This is a genomic window from Aestuariispira insulae (assembly GCF_003385955.1).
Taxonomy (GTDB): Bacteria; Pseudomonadota; Alphaproteobacteria; order UBA8366; family Aestuariispiraceae; genus Aestuariispira; species Aestuariispira insulae.
Window position 1 is genome coordinate 790,409 of sequence record NZ_QRDW01000001.1, and the last position, 16,434, is coordinate 806,842.

The following is a 16,434-nucleotide window of genomic DNA, read 5'->3' on the forward strand; positions in this document are numbered from 1 at the left end:
TCTGGCGAACCATATAAGGTGACCGCTCTTCCTTGTCAATAAAATACAGCCCGCATCTGTCAATTCGGCTGAATTCACCCGGATCGCGCCCCAACTGGTTTTAGAGCTGGCAAGACCCGGCGATTCATTCATAATCCGGAAAATTGCCTGGAAATAAGAACAACAACAGAGCCATTCCTATCCATGACCGACCAGAGTTCCTCCCTGCCCTTTGATCGCAGTATTTTGCGCGCCTCCGACATCCGGGGCATTGTCGGGAAAAATCTGGATGAAGGGGTGGTGCATCGGATCGGGCGCGCCTTTGGCACATATGTCCGCGGGCAGGGCGGCAAGACGGTGGCCGTCAGCTTTGATGGCCGTCTCTCCTCCCCCGCGCTGGAACAGGCCCTGGTCGGCGGCCTGATGAAAAGCGGCATGACCGTGCGGCGTGTCGGTCGAGGGCCAAGCCCCATGCTCTATTTCGCAACCCATCACCTGGGCACCGATGCCGGGATGATGATCACCGGCTCCCACAACCCGCCGGAATATAACGGCATTAAGATGATGCTGAACGGACAGTCTTTCCATGGCGACGATATCCAGCGGCTGGGGACATTGATAGAGGCAGAAAATTTTGAAGAAGTCGCCGGCGCGCAAGAAAACGCGCCTGTTGCCCAGGCCTATGTGAACCGCCTCATGGAGGATTTTTCTCCCGCCACCCCGCTGACCGTCGCCTGGGACGCCGGAAACGGTGCAGCGGGCGAGATCATGCAGGAACTGGCAGCCCGGCTGCCTGGCACCCATTATCTGCTCAATGAAGAAATAGATGGCCGTTTCCCCAATCACCACCCGGATCCGACGATTGAGGAAAATCTGGAACAGTTGAAAGCCCATGTCATCACGCGGAAATGTGATCTCGGGATTGCCTTTGACGGCGATGGCGACCGGATTGGTGTCGTCGATCAAAAAGGGCGCGTGGTCTGGGGAGATCAGATGATGATCCTGTTCGCCCGGGAGATTTTACGCGAGCATCCCGGCGCCACCATTATTGGCGATGTGAAATGCAGCCAGACCTTCTTTGACGAGGTGGCAAAGCTTGGCGGCAAACCGATCATGTGGAAAAGCGGCCATGCCATGGTAAAGGCCAAGATGGTCGAGACCGGCGCCCTGCTGGCGGGCGAGATGAGTGCGCATATTTTCTTCAAACACCGTTATTACGGATTTGATGATGCGCTTTATGCGGCTGTGCGCCTGCTTTCGATCCTCGGCCGGGGAGAAAAACCCCTGGCCGACATCCTGGATGCCATGCCCACCACCGTGAATACGCCCGAATTGCGCTTTGATTGTGATGAAAACCGCAAGTTTGAGGTGGTCAGGGAAGTCGCCGAAAGACTGGCCACCGAGCCGGAGGCCGAGATTTCCACGCTCGATGGTGTCCGGGTCAGCACAAAGCATGGCTGGTGGCTGCTACGTGCCTCCAATACCCAGGCGGTTTTGGTGGCCCGTTGCGAATCGACCAGCCATGAAGGGCTGGAATATCTGAAAGACACCCTGAGAAGACAGCTGAGACTGTCCGGTCTTGATTTGCCCTAGGCACAACCCTGACTGGGTTCCTGCCTCGATTTGACCGCAATTCCGCCTCTTTGCCGGCACAAGCGAACCTTATCCCTCGATCCTGAAATTTTTTCCGAGGGGAAGTGTTATGAAAAATTCTGTAATTTCCGGTCTCCTGTTAAGGACCGCCCTGGCCGGCGGCCTTGTCCTGCTGGCGGCTTGTGACGTTCAGCAGCAAAATGAACAACGTTCGACCGGTGCCACTGTGTCTGAAGCCAACGCTAAGGCAAGCTCCGGCCTCTATGAGGCACCGGCCTCGATGGGCGCGCCGATGGAAACCCGGGAAAGAAAAACTCAGATCATCCTACCCGGACTGGAAGACCGTGAAAACTACGCGGATCTGGATGAAAGCCCGGTCCATCTGGTGAGCCAGGCCCCGGTCTCAACCTTCAGCGTGGATGTGGATACCGGCTCCTACACCAATATGCGCCGCTATCTTAACGAAGGCCAACTGCCGCCCAAGGAAGCGGTCCGGATTGAAGAATTCGTCAATTATTTCGACTATGATTATCCAATACCTTCTGATCAGGACGCGCCTTTCACTGTCACGACCGAAGTTGCCCCGACACCTTGGAACGGCAACACCAAATTGCTTCATATCGGCATAAAGGCCTATGACGAACCCCATGCAGAACGGCCGCCGGCCAACCTGGTATTCCTGGTCGATGTCTCCGGTTCCATGCAGGCCCGGGACAAGTTGCCCCTGCTGCAATCCTCGCTGAAGCTGTTGGTCAACCGCATGCGCGAACAGGACCGGATCGCCCTTGTCACCTATGCCGGGAATACCCAGCTTGTGCTGGAACCGACCGCAGGCGATGAAAAGGCCAAAATTATCCGCGCCATCGATAATCTCACCGCCGGTGGCAGCACCAACGGCGAAGCCGGGATTAATCTGGCCTATGACCAGGCGGAAGAGACAATGATCGAGGATGGAATCAACCGGGTGATTCTGGCCACCGACGGTGACTTGAATGTGGGTCTCAGTAATGTCGACAAACTGCGCGACTTGATTAAGGAGAAACGCAAGTCCGGCGTATCCCTGAGCGTTCTTGGCTTTGGCACCGGCAATCTGAACGATCATCTGCTGGAACAGGTGGCCGATTTCGGCAATGGCAATTACGCCTATATCGACACGCTTTCCGAAGCCCGGAAAGTTCTGGTGGAGGAGATTTCCTCCACTTTGATGACGGTCGCGAAGGATGTGAAGCTGCAGGTGGAGTTTAATCCCGGCATCGTCGCAGAATATCGCCTGATCGGCTACGAAAATCGCGCGCTCAAACGTGAGGACTTCAACAATGACAAGGTTGATGCCGGCGAGATTGGAGCCGGCCATACGGTAACCGCGCTTTATGAGGTTGCCCTGGTCGGATCCAACGGCACCAAGGTGGACCCGCTTCGCTATTCAGACCCGGCGGTGCTCACGGCAAGCCAGAATGAACTGGCCTTCATCAAGGTCCGCTACAAGGAGCCGGAAGGCAAAAAGAGCAAGCTGCTGGAATATCCAGTTATGGTGGCCGACATGCATGATGACCTGCGCGAAACCGGCAACCGTTTCCGCTTCTCCGCAGCTGTTGCAGCCTTTGGACACTATTTGCGGGACAGCGACTATCTTGGCGAAATGAGCCTCCTTGATATCCAGGAGCTGGCGGAAAGCAGCCTGGGTGAGGATATCCAAGGCTATCGCCGGGAGTTTGTCACCCTGCTGGAACTGGCCGACGGGTTGAACCTCGCATCGCGCTGAACTTCTCGTCCTTGACCTAGACCATCACGACGGGCGGCTTCTGTCGCCCGTCTTTTTGTATCATGGAATAACTAACCCTTGTCCGAATCGGGTATGATATGGGATGTAACGGCCAATCATTATCCGTCGGGCGATTTTCATGCAGCAATATCTGGATCTTTTGCGCCAAGTGCGCGACTTTGGCACCGACCGGGGCGATCGCACCGGAACAGGCACCCGCTCCGTTTTCGGCCACCAAATGCGCTTTGATCTCAGCGCCGGCTTCCCGGTCACCACGACCAAGAAGCTGCATCTGAAAAGCATCATTCACGAGCTTCTCTGGTTCTTGGCGGGCGATACCAACATCAAATATTTGAAGGATAACGGTGTCCGCATTTGGGATGAATGGGCCGATGAAAAAGGCGACCTTGGACCGGTTTACGGCCATCAATGGCGATCCTGGCCAACCCCTGACGGCGGTACGGTCGACCAGATCCAGGGTTTGCTCGACCAGATCCGCAACAGCCCGGAATCACGTCGCCTGATCGTCAGCGCCTGGAATGTGGCCGATGTGGATAAGATGGCGCTGCCGCCCTGCCATTGCCTGTTCCAGTTTTATGTGGCGAATGGGAAACTCAGCTGCCAGCTTTACCAGCGCAGCGCGGATCTGTTCCTGGGCGTGCCGTTCAATATCGCCTCCTATTCCCTACTGACTATGATGATGGCACAGGTCTGTGACCTAGAGCCCGGCGATTTTGTCCATACCTTCGGTGACGCCCATCTCTATCACAATCATTTCGATCAGGTGGATGAACAGCTCAGCCGCACACCCGGCGACCTGCCGCATATGCATATCAACCCTGATGTGAAGGATCTGTTCGCTTTCACCTTTGAGGATTTTGAGCTGCAGGATTACGTGGCTCAGCCCCATATTCCCGCGCCCGTCGCCGTTTAAGTTCCAAGAGTAACAAGCCATGCGTATCAGCCAAATTGTCGCCATGGGGCGCAACCATGTGATTGGCCGCGAAGGCGGCCTGCCCTGGCATCTGTCAGGTGATTTGAAATTCTTCAAAGCCACCACCATGGGCAAACCGATTGTCATGGGCCGGAAGACCTTTGAATCGATCGGCCGTCCCTTGCCGGGCCGCCCGAATATCGTCATCACCCGCCAACAGGATTACGCGCCCGAGGGCGTCTCGGTCTGTGCGACATTGGAAGAGGCGCTGGACAAGGCAAAAACCGAAGCAGAACGCCTTGGCGTGGAAGATGTGATGATCATCGGCGGCGCGCAGATTTATGCAAGCTCGCTGAATCTGACCGACCGGCTCTATATCACGGAAGTGGATCTGGCACCGGATGGTGACGCCCATTTTCCTGAGTTTGACCGAAACAACTGGCAGGAAATATCCCGCGAAACCGTGGAAGCGGTTGATGATATTCCGGAATTTGCCTTTGTTATTTATGACCGGCGGTCATAACAGAATGGCGCGGCGCGCAAATCCGGCGGCAATTGCCGCTTACGCCCTTGCGATTTGGGCCGCCATGCCTATTTTCAGGAACCAGGCCAGCTTAAGAGCAGTGGCCGCCCGTTGATTGTTGAGATGTGAAAGGTGCAGCGAAATGAGCGCGCAACATAGCAAAGTTCTGATTATCGGCTCCGGCCCGGCCGGCTATACCGCCGCCATCTATGCCGCGCGCGCCAATATGCAACCGACCATGGTGGCGGGCCTGCAGCCCGGCGGCCAGTTGACCATCACCACGGAAGTTGAAAACTATCCGGGTTTCGCCGATGTCATCCAAGGCCCCTGGTTGATGGAACAGATGCGCGGTCAGGCGGAAAATGTCGGCACCAATATCGTCTATGACATCATCATGGACGTTGATTTTACCACGCGCCCTTTCCGTGCAACCGGCGACAGCGGCACGGTCTATACCGCCGACAGCGTGATCATTTCCACCGGTGCCCAGGCCCGCTGGCTGGGTCTCGATTCCGAGCAGAAATTCCAGGGTTTCGGTGTGAGCGCCTGCGCCACCTGTGACGGCTTCTTTTATCGCGGCAAGGAAGTGGCCGTGATCGGTGGTGGCAATACCGCCGTGGAAGAGGCTATCTATCTCACCAACCATGCGGACAAGGTCACTCTGATCCACCGCCGGGACGAGCTGCGTTCTGAGAAGATCCTGCAGGACCGTCTGTTCAAAAACCCGAAAATCGAAGTGATCTGGGACACGGTCCTGGAAGAGATTGTCGGCGACGAAAACCCGCTGGGTGTAACCGGCCTGCGCCTGAAAAATGTCAAATCCGGCGAGGAGAGCCTGTTGAATGTCGACGGTGTCTTCATTGCCATCGGCCATAAACCTTCCACCGAGGTTTTCCAGGGCAAGATCGACATGGATGATGATAACTACATCCTGGTTAAACCCGGCACCACCAGCACCAATATCCCCGGTGTTTTTGCCGCCGGAGATGTGACCGACAAAGTCTATCGCCAGGCCGTGACCGCAGCCGGCATGGGCTGTATGGCAGCCCTGGAAGCGGAAAAATTCATTGCCGCTCTGGAAGCCGGTGAAATGGCCGCAGCCGAGTAATCATCCGGCTTTCCAACCCGACAATTCGATAGATACCTTCCTCCGGTCTTGACAGCCCGGAGGAATCAGTTGTGCTCAACATCTACATGGCGTAGCATGCCTCTCGGTGAAGGGGACAGCCGTGATCATTCCGGCTGCACGATCTCATGGAGGAAAGGTTGTTCGGTTCGTCAGACAACAAGGATCCTGCTCCGGCAAAGTCCGATCCAGGGTCCGTGATCGCCAAGGGCATGCAGCTTGCCGGAGAGTTTTCCGGTGACGGCGATGTGCTGCTGCAGGGCCAATATAATGGCTCGATCCGATGCCGAACCCTGACCATTGGTGAAACCGGCCGCATGGAAGGCAAAATCCGCGCTCAAAGAGTTGTTGTCAAAGGCTCTGTCCAGGGCGAAATCCGTGCCAAGCAGGTCGTTTTGCACAATACCGCCCATGTCACCGGAGACGTCTATCACGAAATTCTCGAAGTTGCTGCCGGGGCTAAAGTCGAAGGCCGCTATAGCCGCAAACTTCAGGAAAAGGCGCAGGTCGGTGCAAAACTGCTGGACAATCAAAAGGAAATGCCGCCACGCGCGCCCATGTCTGCCGCTCTTGGCAGTCCATCGGCTAAACCCGCCCCCGCGGGCAGTTCCAACGGCAGTGGACAGAAACTGCCAGCGGCGGAATAAGGATTATCCCACAGATATTTCTGCGGGCAATTCCACCGTCTCTCCACGCTCTGCTATTGATTTCCCACGCTTGTGCGCCTATTACAGGCGCGATCAGATGGCTGGATGGCCGCGGCCCGCACGGGAAACCAGCGGGTTCGAGGAAAGTCCGGGCTCCATGGGAACACGGTGCCAGGTAACGCCTGGCGGGGGCAACCCTAGGGAAAGTGCCACAGAAAGCAAACCGCTTCGCTGTTGCGGAGTAAGGGTGAAAGGGTGCGGTAAGAGCGCACCGCCGGCCTGGCGACAGGGCGGGCATGGTAAACCCCACCGGGAGCAAAACCGAATAGGGATGGTCGCCGGGTAAGGCCGGCAGGCGGGTTTTCACGCCACCGTCCGGGTAGGTTGCAGGAGGTTGTCGGCGACGGCAGCCCAAGATGAATGGCCATCCAACGCTTAGGCGTGGACAGAACCCGGCTTACAGGCCATCTGATCGACTATTCCCGTCCCATCGAGCTCTAAGTCTTCACACAGCCTTGATTTGGCTGTGATCGATCTTCCCGCAATGATAGGCTATGCAAAAGCCCAAACGACATTTTCAATCCCTCCTCCTGGCGGTTATTTTCAGCTGTTTCATGGCACCGGCTCTGGCCTCCCCCGAGCGCTGGCAGCGGGAATGGCCGCAAACGGATTTCTCGAAAACCAGCGTGGATTTTGGTGAGATCAAATCCGGCGGCCCGCCGAAAGACGGCATCCCCCCGATCGACCATCCTGTTTTTAAGCCCATCGCCGACGTAACCGATATCGAGGATACCGAACCGGTGATCGGGCTGGTAATGGATGGTATCGCACGGGCCTATCCGATCAGGATTTTGATGTGGCATGAAATTGTGAATGACCGGATCGGTGAGGTGCCGATTGCCGTCACTTTCTGCCCGCTCTGTAACGCTGCGATTGTCTTTGACCGCAGGATTGACGGAATGACATTGGATTTCGGCACAACCGGCAAATTGCGCAATTCGGACCTGGTTATGTGGGACCGGCAGACTGAAAGCTGGTGGCAGCAATTCACCGGCGAAGCCATTGTCGGGACCCTGACCGGCAAGCGGTTGGAAGTGCTCCCCGCCCGGCTGGAAAGTCTCGCCAGTTTCCGACAACGAACCGACCAAAGCGCGCAGATTTTGATCCCAAACAATTCCCGCATGAGGGCCTATGGTTCAAACCCCTATCGCGGCTATGACAGCGGTTATCCGTTTCTTTATGACGGCGAACTGCCGAAAGATATCGACGCTTTGCAAAGGGTGATCTCCCTTGCCGGGAAAGAAGAGGCCTGGTCCCTGGCGTTGCTCAGGGAAAAAGGCAGCATTATCACCTCTGATGGAACAGTTCTCAGCTGGCAAGCGGGCCAAAATTCAGCGTTGGATCACGGCCGCATTGCCGAAGGACGCGATGTGGGCACGGTCACCGCCCGGAAAGATGGCCAGGATGTGGTCTATTTCGTGGATTTCGCCTTTGCCTTTCACGCCTTTAGGCCGGATGCACCGATCCACACACTGCCCTAGAATGGCACTCAATCAGCTTCCTGGCTGGCCACGTTACGTTTTTCCGCCGCAGGCGGCTCCGGCTGACCATCTTTTTCCACTGCCTGAACATGCTCACGCAGCAGGCGATAATCATTCGCACTCATCAATTCAAGCTGTTGTTGCACCTGCTCGCGCGGGATCCCGATGGAGCGCAGCACGCGCGCGCCCAGCCTCAGACTGGCCTCAATAGTTTCAGGGATTGCCTCAGCCGCGCCAAGCCGCTCAAGCCGCTCGCTGTTGGCCAGATCGCGCGCACGGGCATAGATTGGCAAATCGGGCCAGCGTTGATGCAACACAGTCACCAGAACCTCCGCCGCCTTATGCTGGTCCAGCGTGATCACCGCAGCCTTCGCGCGACCAATCCCCGCTGCCGCCAGCACATGGGCATTGCCCGCGTTACCATAATAGACCGGCAGATTGCGCCGCCGACCTTCGGCAACCAACGCCCGGTCTAATTCCAGCGCTACATAGGGAATATGCATTTCCGCCAGCAAATCCGCCACTGTCTGACCAACCCGACCAAACCCCGCAATCACCACATGATTACGAAGATCGAGGGTCTCATCTTCGAGCATGGGGGCTTCCGGCTCTTCCTTTTCCTTGAACCAGAGCGAGACCTTCTCGCCCAATGAAATCAGGAAAGGTGTTGCCACAATCCCCATCACCACAACAAGGAAGACGATTTGCTCGATTTCACCTTGCAGGACGCCTTCATTGACCGCCAACCCGATCAGCACAAAAGCAAACTCGCCGCCCTGAGCCAGTGTGATACCGGCGCGGCTTGCCACTGACCAACGCAGGCCAAACAGCCTTGCACAAAAGGCCATAATCAGGGCTTTGCCCACCAACAGCGCCACCAGCAACGACATGATCAATGCACCATGATCAAAGATCAAGCCGCCATCCACGATCATGCCGACCGTCATGAAGAAAAGCCCCAGGAACAATCCGCGGAACGGTGAAATATCCGCCTCCACTTGATGTCGATATTCGGAATCCGCCATCAATATGCCCGCGAGAAACGCCCCCAACGCCATGGAAAGCCCGGCAGCGGCCGTCAGGAAACTGGTGCCAATCACCAAAAACAGGCTGGTCGCGGTGAAAAGCTCCGGCATTTTTACCGATACCACCACTGCAAATAGCGGACGAAACACATAGCGGCCCAGCAAAGCCACAAAACCCAGCGCCGCAAGCCCCTGCACGGCTTTCAGGATCAACGCCTGGCTGTTGGGGATATCATCGCCCAGCAAGGGGATCATCGCCAACAGAGGCGCCACCGCCAGATCCTGCATCAAGAGCACCGCCAACGAGACCCTGCCAAAACGCTGGACCAATTCTCCGCGCTCAGACAATTCTCCAAGAACTGTGGCCGTTGACGACAAGGCCAGGCCAAAGCCGATCACAATCGCTGCAGATATATCCAGCCCCAGATTGATCGACACTACGAAAATGATGAAGGCAGTCACCAGCACCTGCGCCGACCCCAGGCCGAAAACATAGCGCCGCATGGCCCGCAGCCGGTCAATTGGCAACTCCAGACCGATCATGAAGAGCAGGAACAAGACACCGAATTCGGCCAGAATCTCGATCACATGCCCTTTGGGCACCAGGTCAAAGCCATGGGGACCGATCAGCATGCCGGCGACCAAATAGCCGAGTATCGGTGAAAGCCGGAGACGCTTGAACAACGGCACGATCAAAATCGCTCCTGCGAGGATGATCAAGCCATAGACCAAGCTGATATGTTCATTCATGAATCAATACTGCCGAAGGAGCCCGGGGAGGCTTTTAGAATAGCCGAATCGGGGCGCACTGAAAAGATGTTAAGTTATTGTCTTTGTTAATTTATGTTAACAACTCAATTTGATATTCATGCCTCGGCAGTGCTTCTCCACTTTTAAACACATCCCCAGACATTGCCGATGATCAATCATCTTTGGCCCCCTCTTCTGGCAGGATTTGAGGGCTTTCTGTCATTCACAATGATGCCGGATTGGATATTTTCTGGTTCCAGCTTCAATAGATACCGGAGAACAATCATGCCAGAACTGAATATCGAAGACTGCATCAATGACACCTGCCCCTGGTCCGGCAAGCCGGTCAAAGCAGATTCCTTGACCCGACTCGGGGAGCAGATCGTCGGTTTCTGCAATCCCGGCTGTCGGGATAAATTTGCCAAAGCAATTGATCATTTCCGGCTTGCCGCCAATGGGCGAAGCGCGTGAGACCTTCGCAAAATTTCAGAAGATATCTTTAGATCGTTTTCAAGACCGGTTGTGTCAGCGCCCATCCTTCCCTGACACAACCACAGATTTTCAATCGATTCTGATTGCTAAGCCCGTCTGATGACAGAGGTCACCGTGCGGGTGTAATCAGGAATCAAATTCTTCCGTCACGGCGACCGGATCTTCTATCCGCTCCCAATCGCCACCAGCGGCCATCAGGCATGTTACGCCATCCGGGCGGGTATACATGAATGTCCATGTTCCCTTATCCTTGGAAATGAACAATTCCACCAAGGTACCATTACCCGCCAAGCCAACACCGGCGCGTTTCTCCTGATACCCACTTTCCAGTCGCTTGACGATTTCCTCGTGCGGCCCACAGATATTTTGCGAAGACGCAGGGGAGGCGACGGCGCACATAAGACCGAATACGGCACCTAGAAACAGGCCTTTCTTCATGTCGTCCTCCTTCTCAGATCATTCTGATCGGTTAGTTTTCTGCCTGTGAGCGCACAATAATCATGTCAACTCACCTTGATAAATACGAAATAGTTCTTTGAATTTTTATGAATGATATAAATATCATTTTAATTACTAGAAGCTATTTATCGTAATATTTAAATTAGCACAATTTTGTTAATATGATCCTAATGCGTTTGTTAACAAATGATTACTAACAAAAGGCAATTTTTTAGTTAATTAAAACTTTACGAATGAGGAAATCTCACTTGGAATAATTTTTAGATTCTTAAACTGATTAGAATTCTATGTTTTTTTTCAATTGCTTTGCCCATTTCAGCCTTCTAGCGTTGCGATCGGTCCAGGCGGTCAAAAACGGCTTCACTGCGACGACGGCGCCGTCACCGAGCCTTCTATCGCCCCAGTAGATTGCAGTAACCGGAAAGCCGGAAAGACCAGAGTAACCTGGGTGCCGGCCCCTGGCTCGCTTTGTACCTCCAGACGGCCGCCGTGCAGTTCCATCATGTTCTTGGCCAACGGCAAACCAAGCCCAGTCCCCCTATGGCGGCTATCATAGGCGTTTTGAACCATGCCAAATGGTGTCAGTGCAGTGGCGATACCATCTTCATCCATGCCGATACCGGTATCTGTAACCTGCAAAATGAAGCCGCCATCCGGCAAACGCTCGAACCCGACACTAACCACACCGCCATCTTGCGTGAATTTCACCGCATTACTGAGCAGATTGACGATAATCTGCCGTATCAGACGCTGATCGGCATAGATGGGTAATGCCTCTTCAACCATGTCATTGCGCAGGATGATTCCCGCCTCTCGCGCCTGTATCAGAACCATCTGCAAGGCATCATTAACGGCAGCCGCTAGGTCAAATTCCGTTTCGGTGATCTCAAACTTGCCAGCTTCAATAGAGGAAACATCAAGAATATCGTCAATAATCTCCAATAGATGGCGGCCTGAGAGATGAATATCCTCTACATATTCCACATATTTGGAGGATCCGAGCGGGCCAAAAGCCTTTTGGCGCATCATTTCGGAAAAACCAATGATTGCGTTTAGTGGTGTCCTGAGCTCATGACTCATGGACGCGAGGAATTTACCTTTCACTTCATTGGAGGTTTCCGCTTCTCGGCGCAGTTTAGCCAGCAAATCGACCTGTTGTGAGATACCCCGGAAGATTAGCCCGATCAGGAAAAGGAAAAACACCACCCCCACCATGCTAAGCAGGAAAACATAAAGCCAGGTTTCAGAGAGATCTCCCTGAAGCCGGTTTTCACGATCTTCCAAACGCCCCTGCACATCCTGAAGCAACAAAGAAAAATCTTGTTCAAATCCCAGGACCAACAGGTCCAGTTCTCTTTCCATCTCCCTTTCTTCATGCACCAGATCCAGATAGGAACGGCGTAAATTATACAAACCGCCTTCACCCATTTGGATCGTTTGATGATCTTGATCAATCACATAACCAATTCCGAACAGGGCGGTTCGCAGAGCTTCCAACTCTGCCTGAACAATCCGTGCGCTTTCCGGATTTACCTTTGCAAGCAAACGATTATCCCGATCCAGTCGCTCAAAATTCGGTTTCAACTGGTTATCCCGAATATCGGACAGGCGATCATGGGAGGTTTCTTTTCCCAATATTTCAACCAAGCGCTGCAAATCAGCCATCTCGCGTTGGAAATCAGCAATGAAGCTTTTCAGCATATTGCGATGCGTCAGGATGACCGAATTGGCCAAACTGTCACGGAACCGTTCCGGTGCCTCATCAAAACGGCGCAATTCCTGTGCAGCCCGCAATCTCTCGCGCCCGGTCAAACGGCTGATTTCCTCATGGACCGTAAAAAAATGGCCCCGGGCCCTTTCCAGCGTTTTCTCCAAGGAAACATCCGCATATACCCGCTCAAATGACCGGCGCCAGGCAATTGATTTTTGCGTAAGCTTTTCCAATTCAAGCGCCATTTGAACCAACGTTGCTCCATGCCCATCCTTTTTCTCTTCTGGAAAGGTGTTTAACAGGACATCAATGGCATGTTTAAGGGAGGCGCTGAATTGAAGCCCCGAAGCCCCTTCCATATTCCGGTTCGGGTCCAAGGTTATTCTGACAGTGCTGACATTCAGTCCCTGGAATTTACGGATCTCAGCCTCCCGATCCGCAAGGGTTATTTTCTCCTGAAATATTCTTCGCTGGCTGTCGCGTTGATTGAGGATTCCCCAGCCTAGCGCAAAATTGACAACAATCGCGATAGCCAGGGTCAGGCCGACCAAAATCCACAACAGCCGGATAATCCGTTTTGACTCCCGGTGATCCCCCATGGCCATTCAGCCCTTCCCCAGATATAGGTGGATCTGATCCCATCGAAATGGTTGAAATTCACCATCCTTCAAAATGGTAGGCCAGATCCGGTGGCTTGCTTGATGCTCCTGCCTGCTGAACTCGAGGGGAAAACCGAGGCCGATATCAAAACGCCCCAACCCCTCCACGGCCTCTACAAGCCCTTCCCTGGTCAGGGGATCAGATGCACCCGCCATAGCGCGCAAAAGGATTTTGGCGGCGATGTACCCTTCCAGACTGCCAAAGGAGAGTTCTGCCGACGGTGCGTAGATGGCCATATCCTCACGATATTCCCTGACAATCGGCAAAGAGGTATCGTTTGGATGCGGCACGACCTGGGTGACAACCACGCCATCGACCTCTCCCTCCAGCGCATTGGCCAGCGGCGCCCCTCCCACAAAGGAAATATTCAGCATCAAGGAGGAAACACCGTTTTGTCGAGCCAGCCGCATGAAACGGGCGCTTGGACCATAGGCTCCGACAAGAATCACCGCCTTCGGCAGACGCTCTGCCACCAGCATATCCGCCAAAGCGTTTTCAACAGCGAGGGTATTGCGCTCATAGCGCGCGTGAATGATCGCCGTGTCATCGGCAAGGCCATGCCGCCTTAATGCGGCAATCCCGCCAGCATATCCCGCATCGCCATAACCGTCCCGTTGAGTGAAAAAGGCAATATCCTCCGGAACCAGACCGCCATGGGTAATAAGGGCATCCACCATGGCCGCCATTTCTTCCACATAACTTGCCCGGTAATTGATGACATAGCGATCCGGCGGCCCCCGCCGCAATGCGCCCGCACCTGTAAAGGGAGCAAAGAAGAGCGTTCTTTCTTCATTGGCAATCGGCAGGGCGGCAATAGCGGTAGGCGTGCCGACATTGCCAATCACGGCAAGCACCTGATCCTGCTCGATCAACTGACGCATATTGGGTGCCGTTCTTGATGGCTCATAACCATCATCCAGGACTTTCAGAGCAACCAGCCTGTTATGAATGCCGTGGTCCGCATTCCGTCGTGCAAGCCGGACATTGACCCCCAACATCATATTCTGCCCCAGTTCCGACGCCGGACCGGTCAGGGCCGTGGACATGCCCAACAGATAGGGTTCAGTCGCAAAAGATCGACTGGCCCCGCAAAAAATCACGGCCAGGATGGCAACCCAAATCATTGCCCCGCTGCGGCATGCGGATAAATTTGGCAGACGCATCGCTCCTCTCCGCATCGCGACCGGCACCAAAACCGGTTCTTACCCGCCTTCCAACCTAGGGGAGGAGTTGTTAATTTTCTTTTAGCAAGAATAAATTAAAGGGCGGGAAAGTTACCCTCCCCGCCCTTGGACTAGAACCGTTTGATCGTACGGTTATTCCATCGCCTTCACGATGCCTTCGCACATATGTTTAGCATCGCCGAACAGCATCATGGTGTTATCCCGGAAGAACAATTCGTTCTGTACACCGGCATAGCCTGCGGCCATGCCGCGTTTGACGAACAAGACCTGCTGCGCCTTTTCCACATCCAGGATCGGCATCCCGTAGATCGGGCTTGCCTTGTCTGTCTTGGCCGCCGGATTGGTCACATCATTCGCGCCGATGACAAAAACAACCTCGGTCTGGGCAAAGTCACGGTTGATCTCTTCCAATTCCAGGACCTCGTCATAAGGCACGCTGGCTTCCGCGAGCAGCACATTCATATGGCCCGGCATGCGTCCCGCCACCGGGTGGATCGCATACCGCACCTTGACGCCCTCTTCCTTCAGCAGATCCGCCATCTCGCGTAATGCATGCTGGGCCTGAGCCACCGCCATGCCGTATCCCGGCACGATGATGACAGAGCTGGCATTTTTCATGATGAAGGCCGCATCCGCCGCAGAACCGGATTTGACCGGCCGGTCCTCGACCTGGCCGCCAGCCCCACCGGCAGAACTGTCTTCACCACCAAAACCGCCCAGGATCACATTGATAATCGACCGGTTCATCCCCTTACACATGATATAAGAGAGGATCGCACCAGATGCGCCAACCAAGGCCCCGGTCACGATCAAAGCCGTATTGGCAAGCGTGAAGCCGATGCCGCAGGCCGCCCAGCCGGAATAACTGTTCAGCATGGAAACCACCACGGGCATATCCGCACCACCAATCGGGATGATCAGCAGGAAGCCCAGAACGGTTGCCAGAATGACAATCATCCAGAATGTGCTGGGGTTCTGGTCCATGCAGAACCAGACCAGCAATACCGCCATAAGGAGACCCAGCAATGCATTCAGCTTATGCTGGCCGGCAAAGGTCACAGGCGCCGAGCGGAAAATGCCCTGCAGCTTGCCAAAGGCAACCAGGGAACCGGAGAAGGTGATGGCACCAATGGCCGTTCCCAGCCCCATTTCCAGCAAGCTGGCTACCGCGATGTTACCACTTTCGCCAATATTATAGGCTTCCGGTGCATAGAAGGCAGCGCCTGCAACAAAAACCGCGGCCGCACCGACCAGGGAATGGAAGGCCGCCACAAGTTGCGGCAGGGCCGTCATCTCAATTTTGCGGGCAATCACGGTGCCGATCCCGCCACCGATCACGATCCCCGCCAGGATCAATTCGTAAGAGAGCACATTGGGCATGGCCAGCGTGGTCAACACGGCAATCACCATCCCGATGATGCCCAGCATGTTACCGCGCCTCGCTGTTTCCGGTGAAGACAGGCCCCTCAAGGCCATAATGAAGCAAATCGCCGCTGCCAGATAGGCGAAGGCTGATAGATTTTCCATGGGTTCTTTCCCCCTTCCCTAATCAGGCTTTGGGTTTCTTCTTGAACATCGAAAGCATTCGGTTGGTCACAACGAAGCCGCCAAAGATATTCACGCTGGCCAGGACCACAGCAATGAAGCCGAAGATCTTGGACAGGTTCATATCCGCAGGACCCGCTGCAATCAGTGCGCCGACAATGATCACGGAGGAAATGGCGTTGGTGACGCCCATCAGGGGCGAATGCAAGGCCGGTGTCACCGACCAGACCACGTAATAGCCCACAAAGCAGGCCAGCACGAAGGCGGTGAAAAGATAGATAAAGGGCGTGCCGCCACTGGCTTCCGCTGCCTGGGCAACGGCCGGGACGATCTCTGTGGACTGTGCGGCAACGGCCTCAGCCAGTTCTTTCGCCTGGTTGGCCAGATTTTCCGCCTTTTCAATCAGTTCCTGTTTTTCCATCGGGCTTTACTCCCCTTTCTTCGGCGCGGATTTTTTGGCCGCAGCCTTCTTGGCGGATGTCTTTTTCGCCGCCGATTTCTTT

Annotated in this window: 14 protein-coding genes and 1 other RNA gene; 9 read left to right on the top strand and 6 right to left on the bottom strand. The window is 54.8% G+C overall.

All coding sequences use genetic code 11. The features are described 5' to 3' along the window. Window positions 1–183 precede the first annotated feature (183 nt). The 8 genes from pgmG (at window position 184) to DFP90_RS04015 (ending at window position 8,105) form a co-directional block, all read left to right on the top strand. Window positions 184–1,572 (top strand): phosphoglucomutase/phosphomannomutase PgmG, encoded by a 1,389-nt coding sequence (pgmG, locus tag DFP90_RS03980; RefSeq protein WP_115935094.1) that lies wholly within the window; start codon window positions 184–186, stop codon window positions 1,570–1,572. 109 nt (window positions 1,573–1,681) lie between these two features. Beyond that, window positions 1,682–3,334 carry a vWA domain-containing protein gene (locus DFP90_RS03985; protein WP_115935095.1) on the top strand — a complete coding sequence of 551 codons (1,653 nt, stop codon included), beginning with the start codon at window positions 1,682–1,684 and terminating at the stop codon, window positions 3,332–3,334. A gap of 139 nt (window positions 3,335–3,473) precedes the next feature. After that, window positions 3,474–4,268 (top strand): thymidylate synthase, encoded by a 795-nt coding sequence (locus DFP90_RS03990; RefSeq protein WP_115935096.1) that lies wholly within the window; start codon window positions 3,474–3,476, stop codon window positions 4,266–4,268. Window positions 4,269–4,287: 19 nt separating this feature from the next. Then, window positions 4,288–4,791: a dihydrofolate reductase gene (locus tag DFP90_RS03995; protein WP_115935097.1), complete on the top strand. Its 504-nt coding sequence runs from the start codon at window positions 4,288–4,290 to the stop codon at window positions 4,789–4,791. A gap of 142 nt (window positions 4,792–4,933) precedes the next feature. Then, window positions 4,934–5,899: a thioredoxin-disulfide reductase gene (gene trxB / locus DFP90_RS04000; protein ID WP_115935098.1), complete on the top strand. Its 966-nt coding sequence runs from the start codon at window positions 4,934–4,936 to the stop codon at window positions 5,897–5,899. A 158-nt stretch (window positions 5,900–6,057) separates the two neighbouring features. Beyond that, window positions 6,058–6,564 (top strand): bactofilin family protein, encoded by a 507-nt coding sequence (locus tag DFP90_RS04005; RefSeq protein WP_181905175.1) that lies wholly within the window; start codon window positions 6,058–6,060, stop codon window positions 6,562–6,564. 93 nt (window positions 6,565–6,657) lie between these two features. Continuing rightward, an RNA gene (rnpB, locus tag DFP90_RS04010) (RNase P RNA component class A) lies at window positions 6,658–7,040 on the top strand. 78 nt (window positions 7,041–7,118) lie between these two features. Further along, window positions 7,119–8,105 carry a DUF3179 domain-containing protein gene (locus tag DFP90_RS04015; RefSeq protein WP_115935100.1) on the top strand — a complete coding sequence of 329 codons (987 nt, stop codon included), beginning with the start codon at window positions 7,119–7,121 and terminating at the stop codon, window positions 8,103–8,105. An 8-nt stretch (window positions 8,106–8,113) separates the two neighbouring features. Here the strand turns inward: DFP90_RS04015 and DFP90_RS04020 are convergent, their stop codons facing one another. Beyond that, window positions 8,114–9,880 carry a monovalent cation:proton antiporter-2 (CPA2) family protein gene (locus DFP90_RS04020; RefSeq protein ID WP_115935101.1) on the bottom strand — a complete coding sequence of 589 codons (1,767 nt, stop codon included), beginning with the start codon at window positions 9,878–9,880 and terminating at the stop codon, window positions 8,114–8,116. Between the two features lie 285 nt (window positions 9,881–10,165). Here DFP90_RS04020 and DFP90_RS04025 point away from each other — a divergent pair, with 285 nt between their 5' ends. Further along, a complete protein-coding gene (locus DFP90_RS04025; RefSeq protein ID WP_115935516.1) occupies window positions 10,166–10,351 on the top strand; it encodes a glutathione S-transferase in 186 nt (61 codons plus the stop codon). A 147-nt stretch (window positions 10,352–10,498) separates the two neighbouring features. Here the strand turns inward: DFP90_RS04025 and DFP90_RS04030 are convergent, their stop codons facing one another. From DFP90_RS04030 to DFP90_RS04050, 5 genes are all read right to left on the bottom strand, one after another. Next, window positions 10,499–10,810, bottom strand: coding sequence for a hypothetical protein (locus DFP90_RS04030; protein WP_115935102.1), 312 nt, complete (start codon window positions 10,808–10,810; stop codon window positions 10,499–10,501). A 381-nt stretch (window positions 10,811–11,191) separates the two neighbouring features. Next, entirely contained in the window at window positions 11,192–13,147 is a 1,956-nt protein-coding gene (locus DFP90_RS04035; protein ID WP_115935103.1) for a sensor histidine kinase, read from the bottom strand. Beyond that, window positions 13,148–14,365, bottom strand: coding sequence for an ABC transporter substrate-binding protein (locus DFP90_RS04040; RefSeq protein ID WP_218044563.1), 1,218 nt, complete (start codon window positions 14,363–14,365; stop codon window positions 13,148–13,150). A 153-nt stretch (window positions 14,366–14,518) separates the two neighbouring features. Then, complete coding sequence (locus DFP90_RS04045) at window positions 14,519–15,913, bottom strand: NAD(P)(+) transhydrogenase (Re/Si-specific) subunit beta (protein WP_115935104.1); 1,395 nt, start codon at window positions 15,911–15,913, stop codon at window positions 14,519–14,521. Between the two features lie 22 nt (window positions 15,914–15,935). Then, window positions 15,936–16,352, bottom strand: coding sequence for an NAD(P) transhydrogenase subunit alpha part 2 (locus tag DFP90_RS04050; RefSeq protein WP_115935105.1), 417 nt, complete (start codon window positions 16,350–16,352; stop codon window positions 15,936–15,938). Window positions 16,353–16,434: the final 82 nt, after the last annotated feature.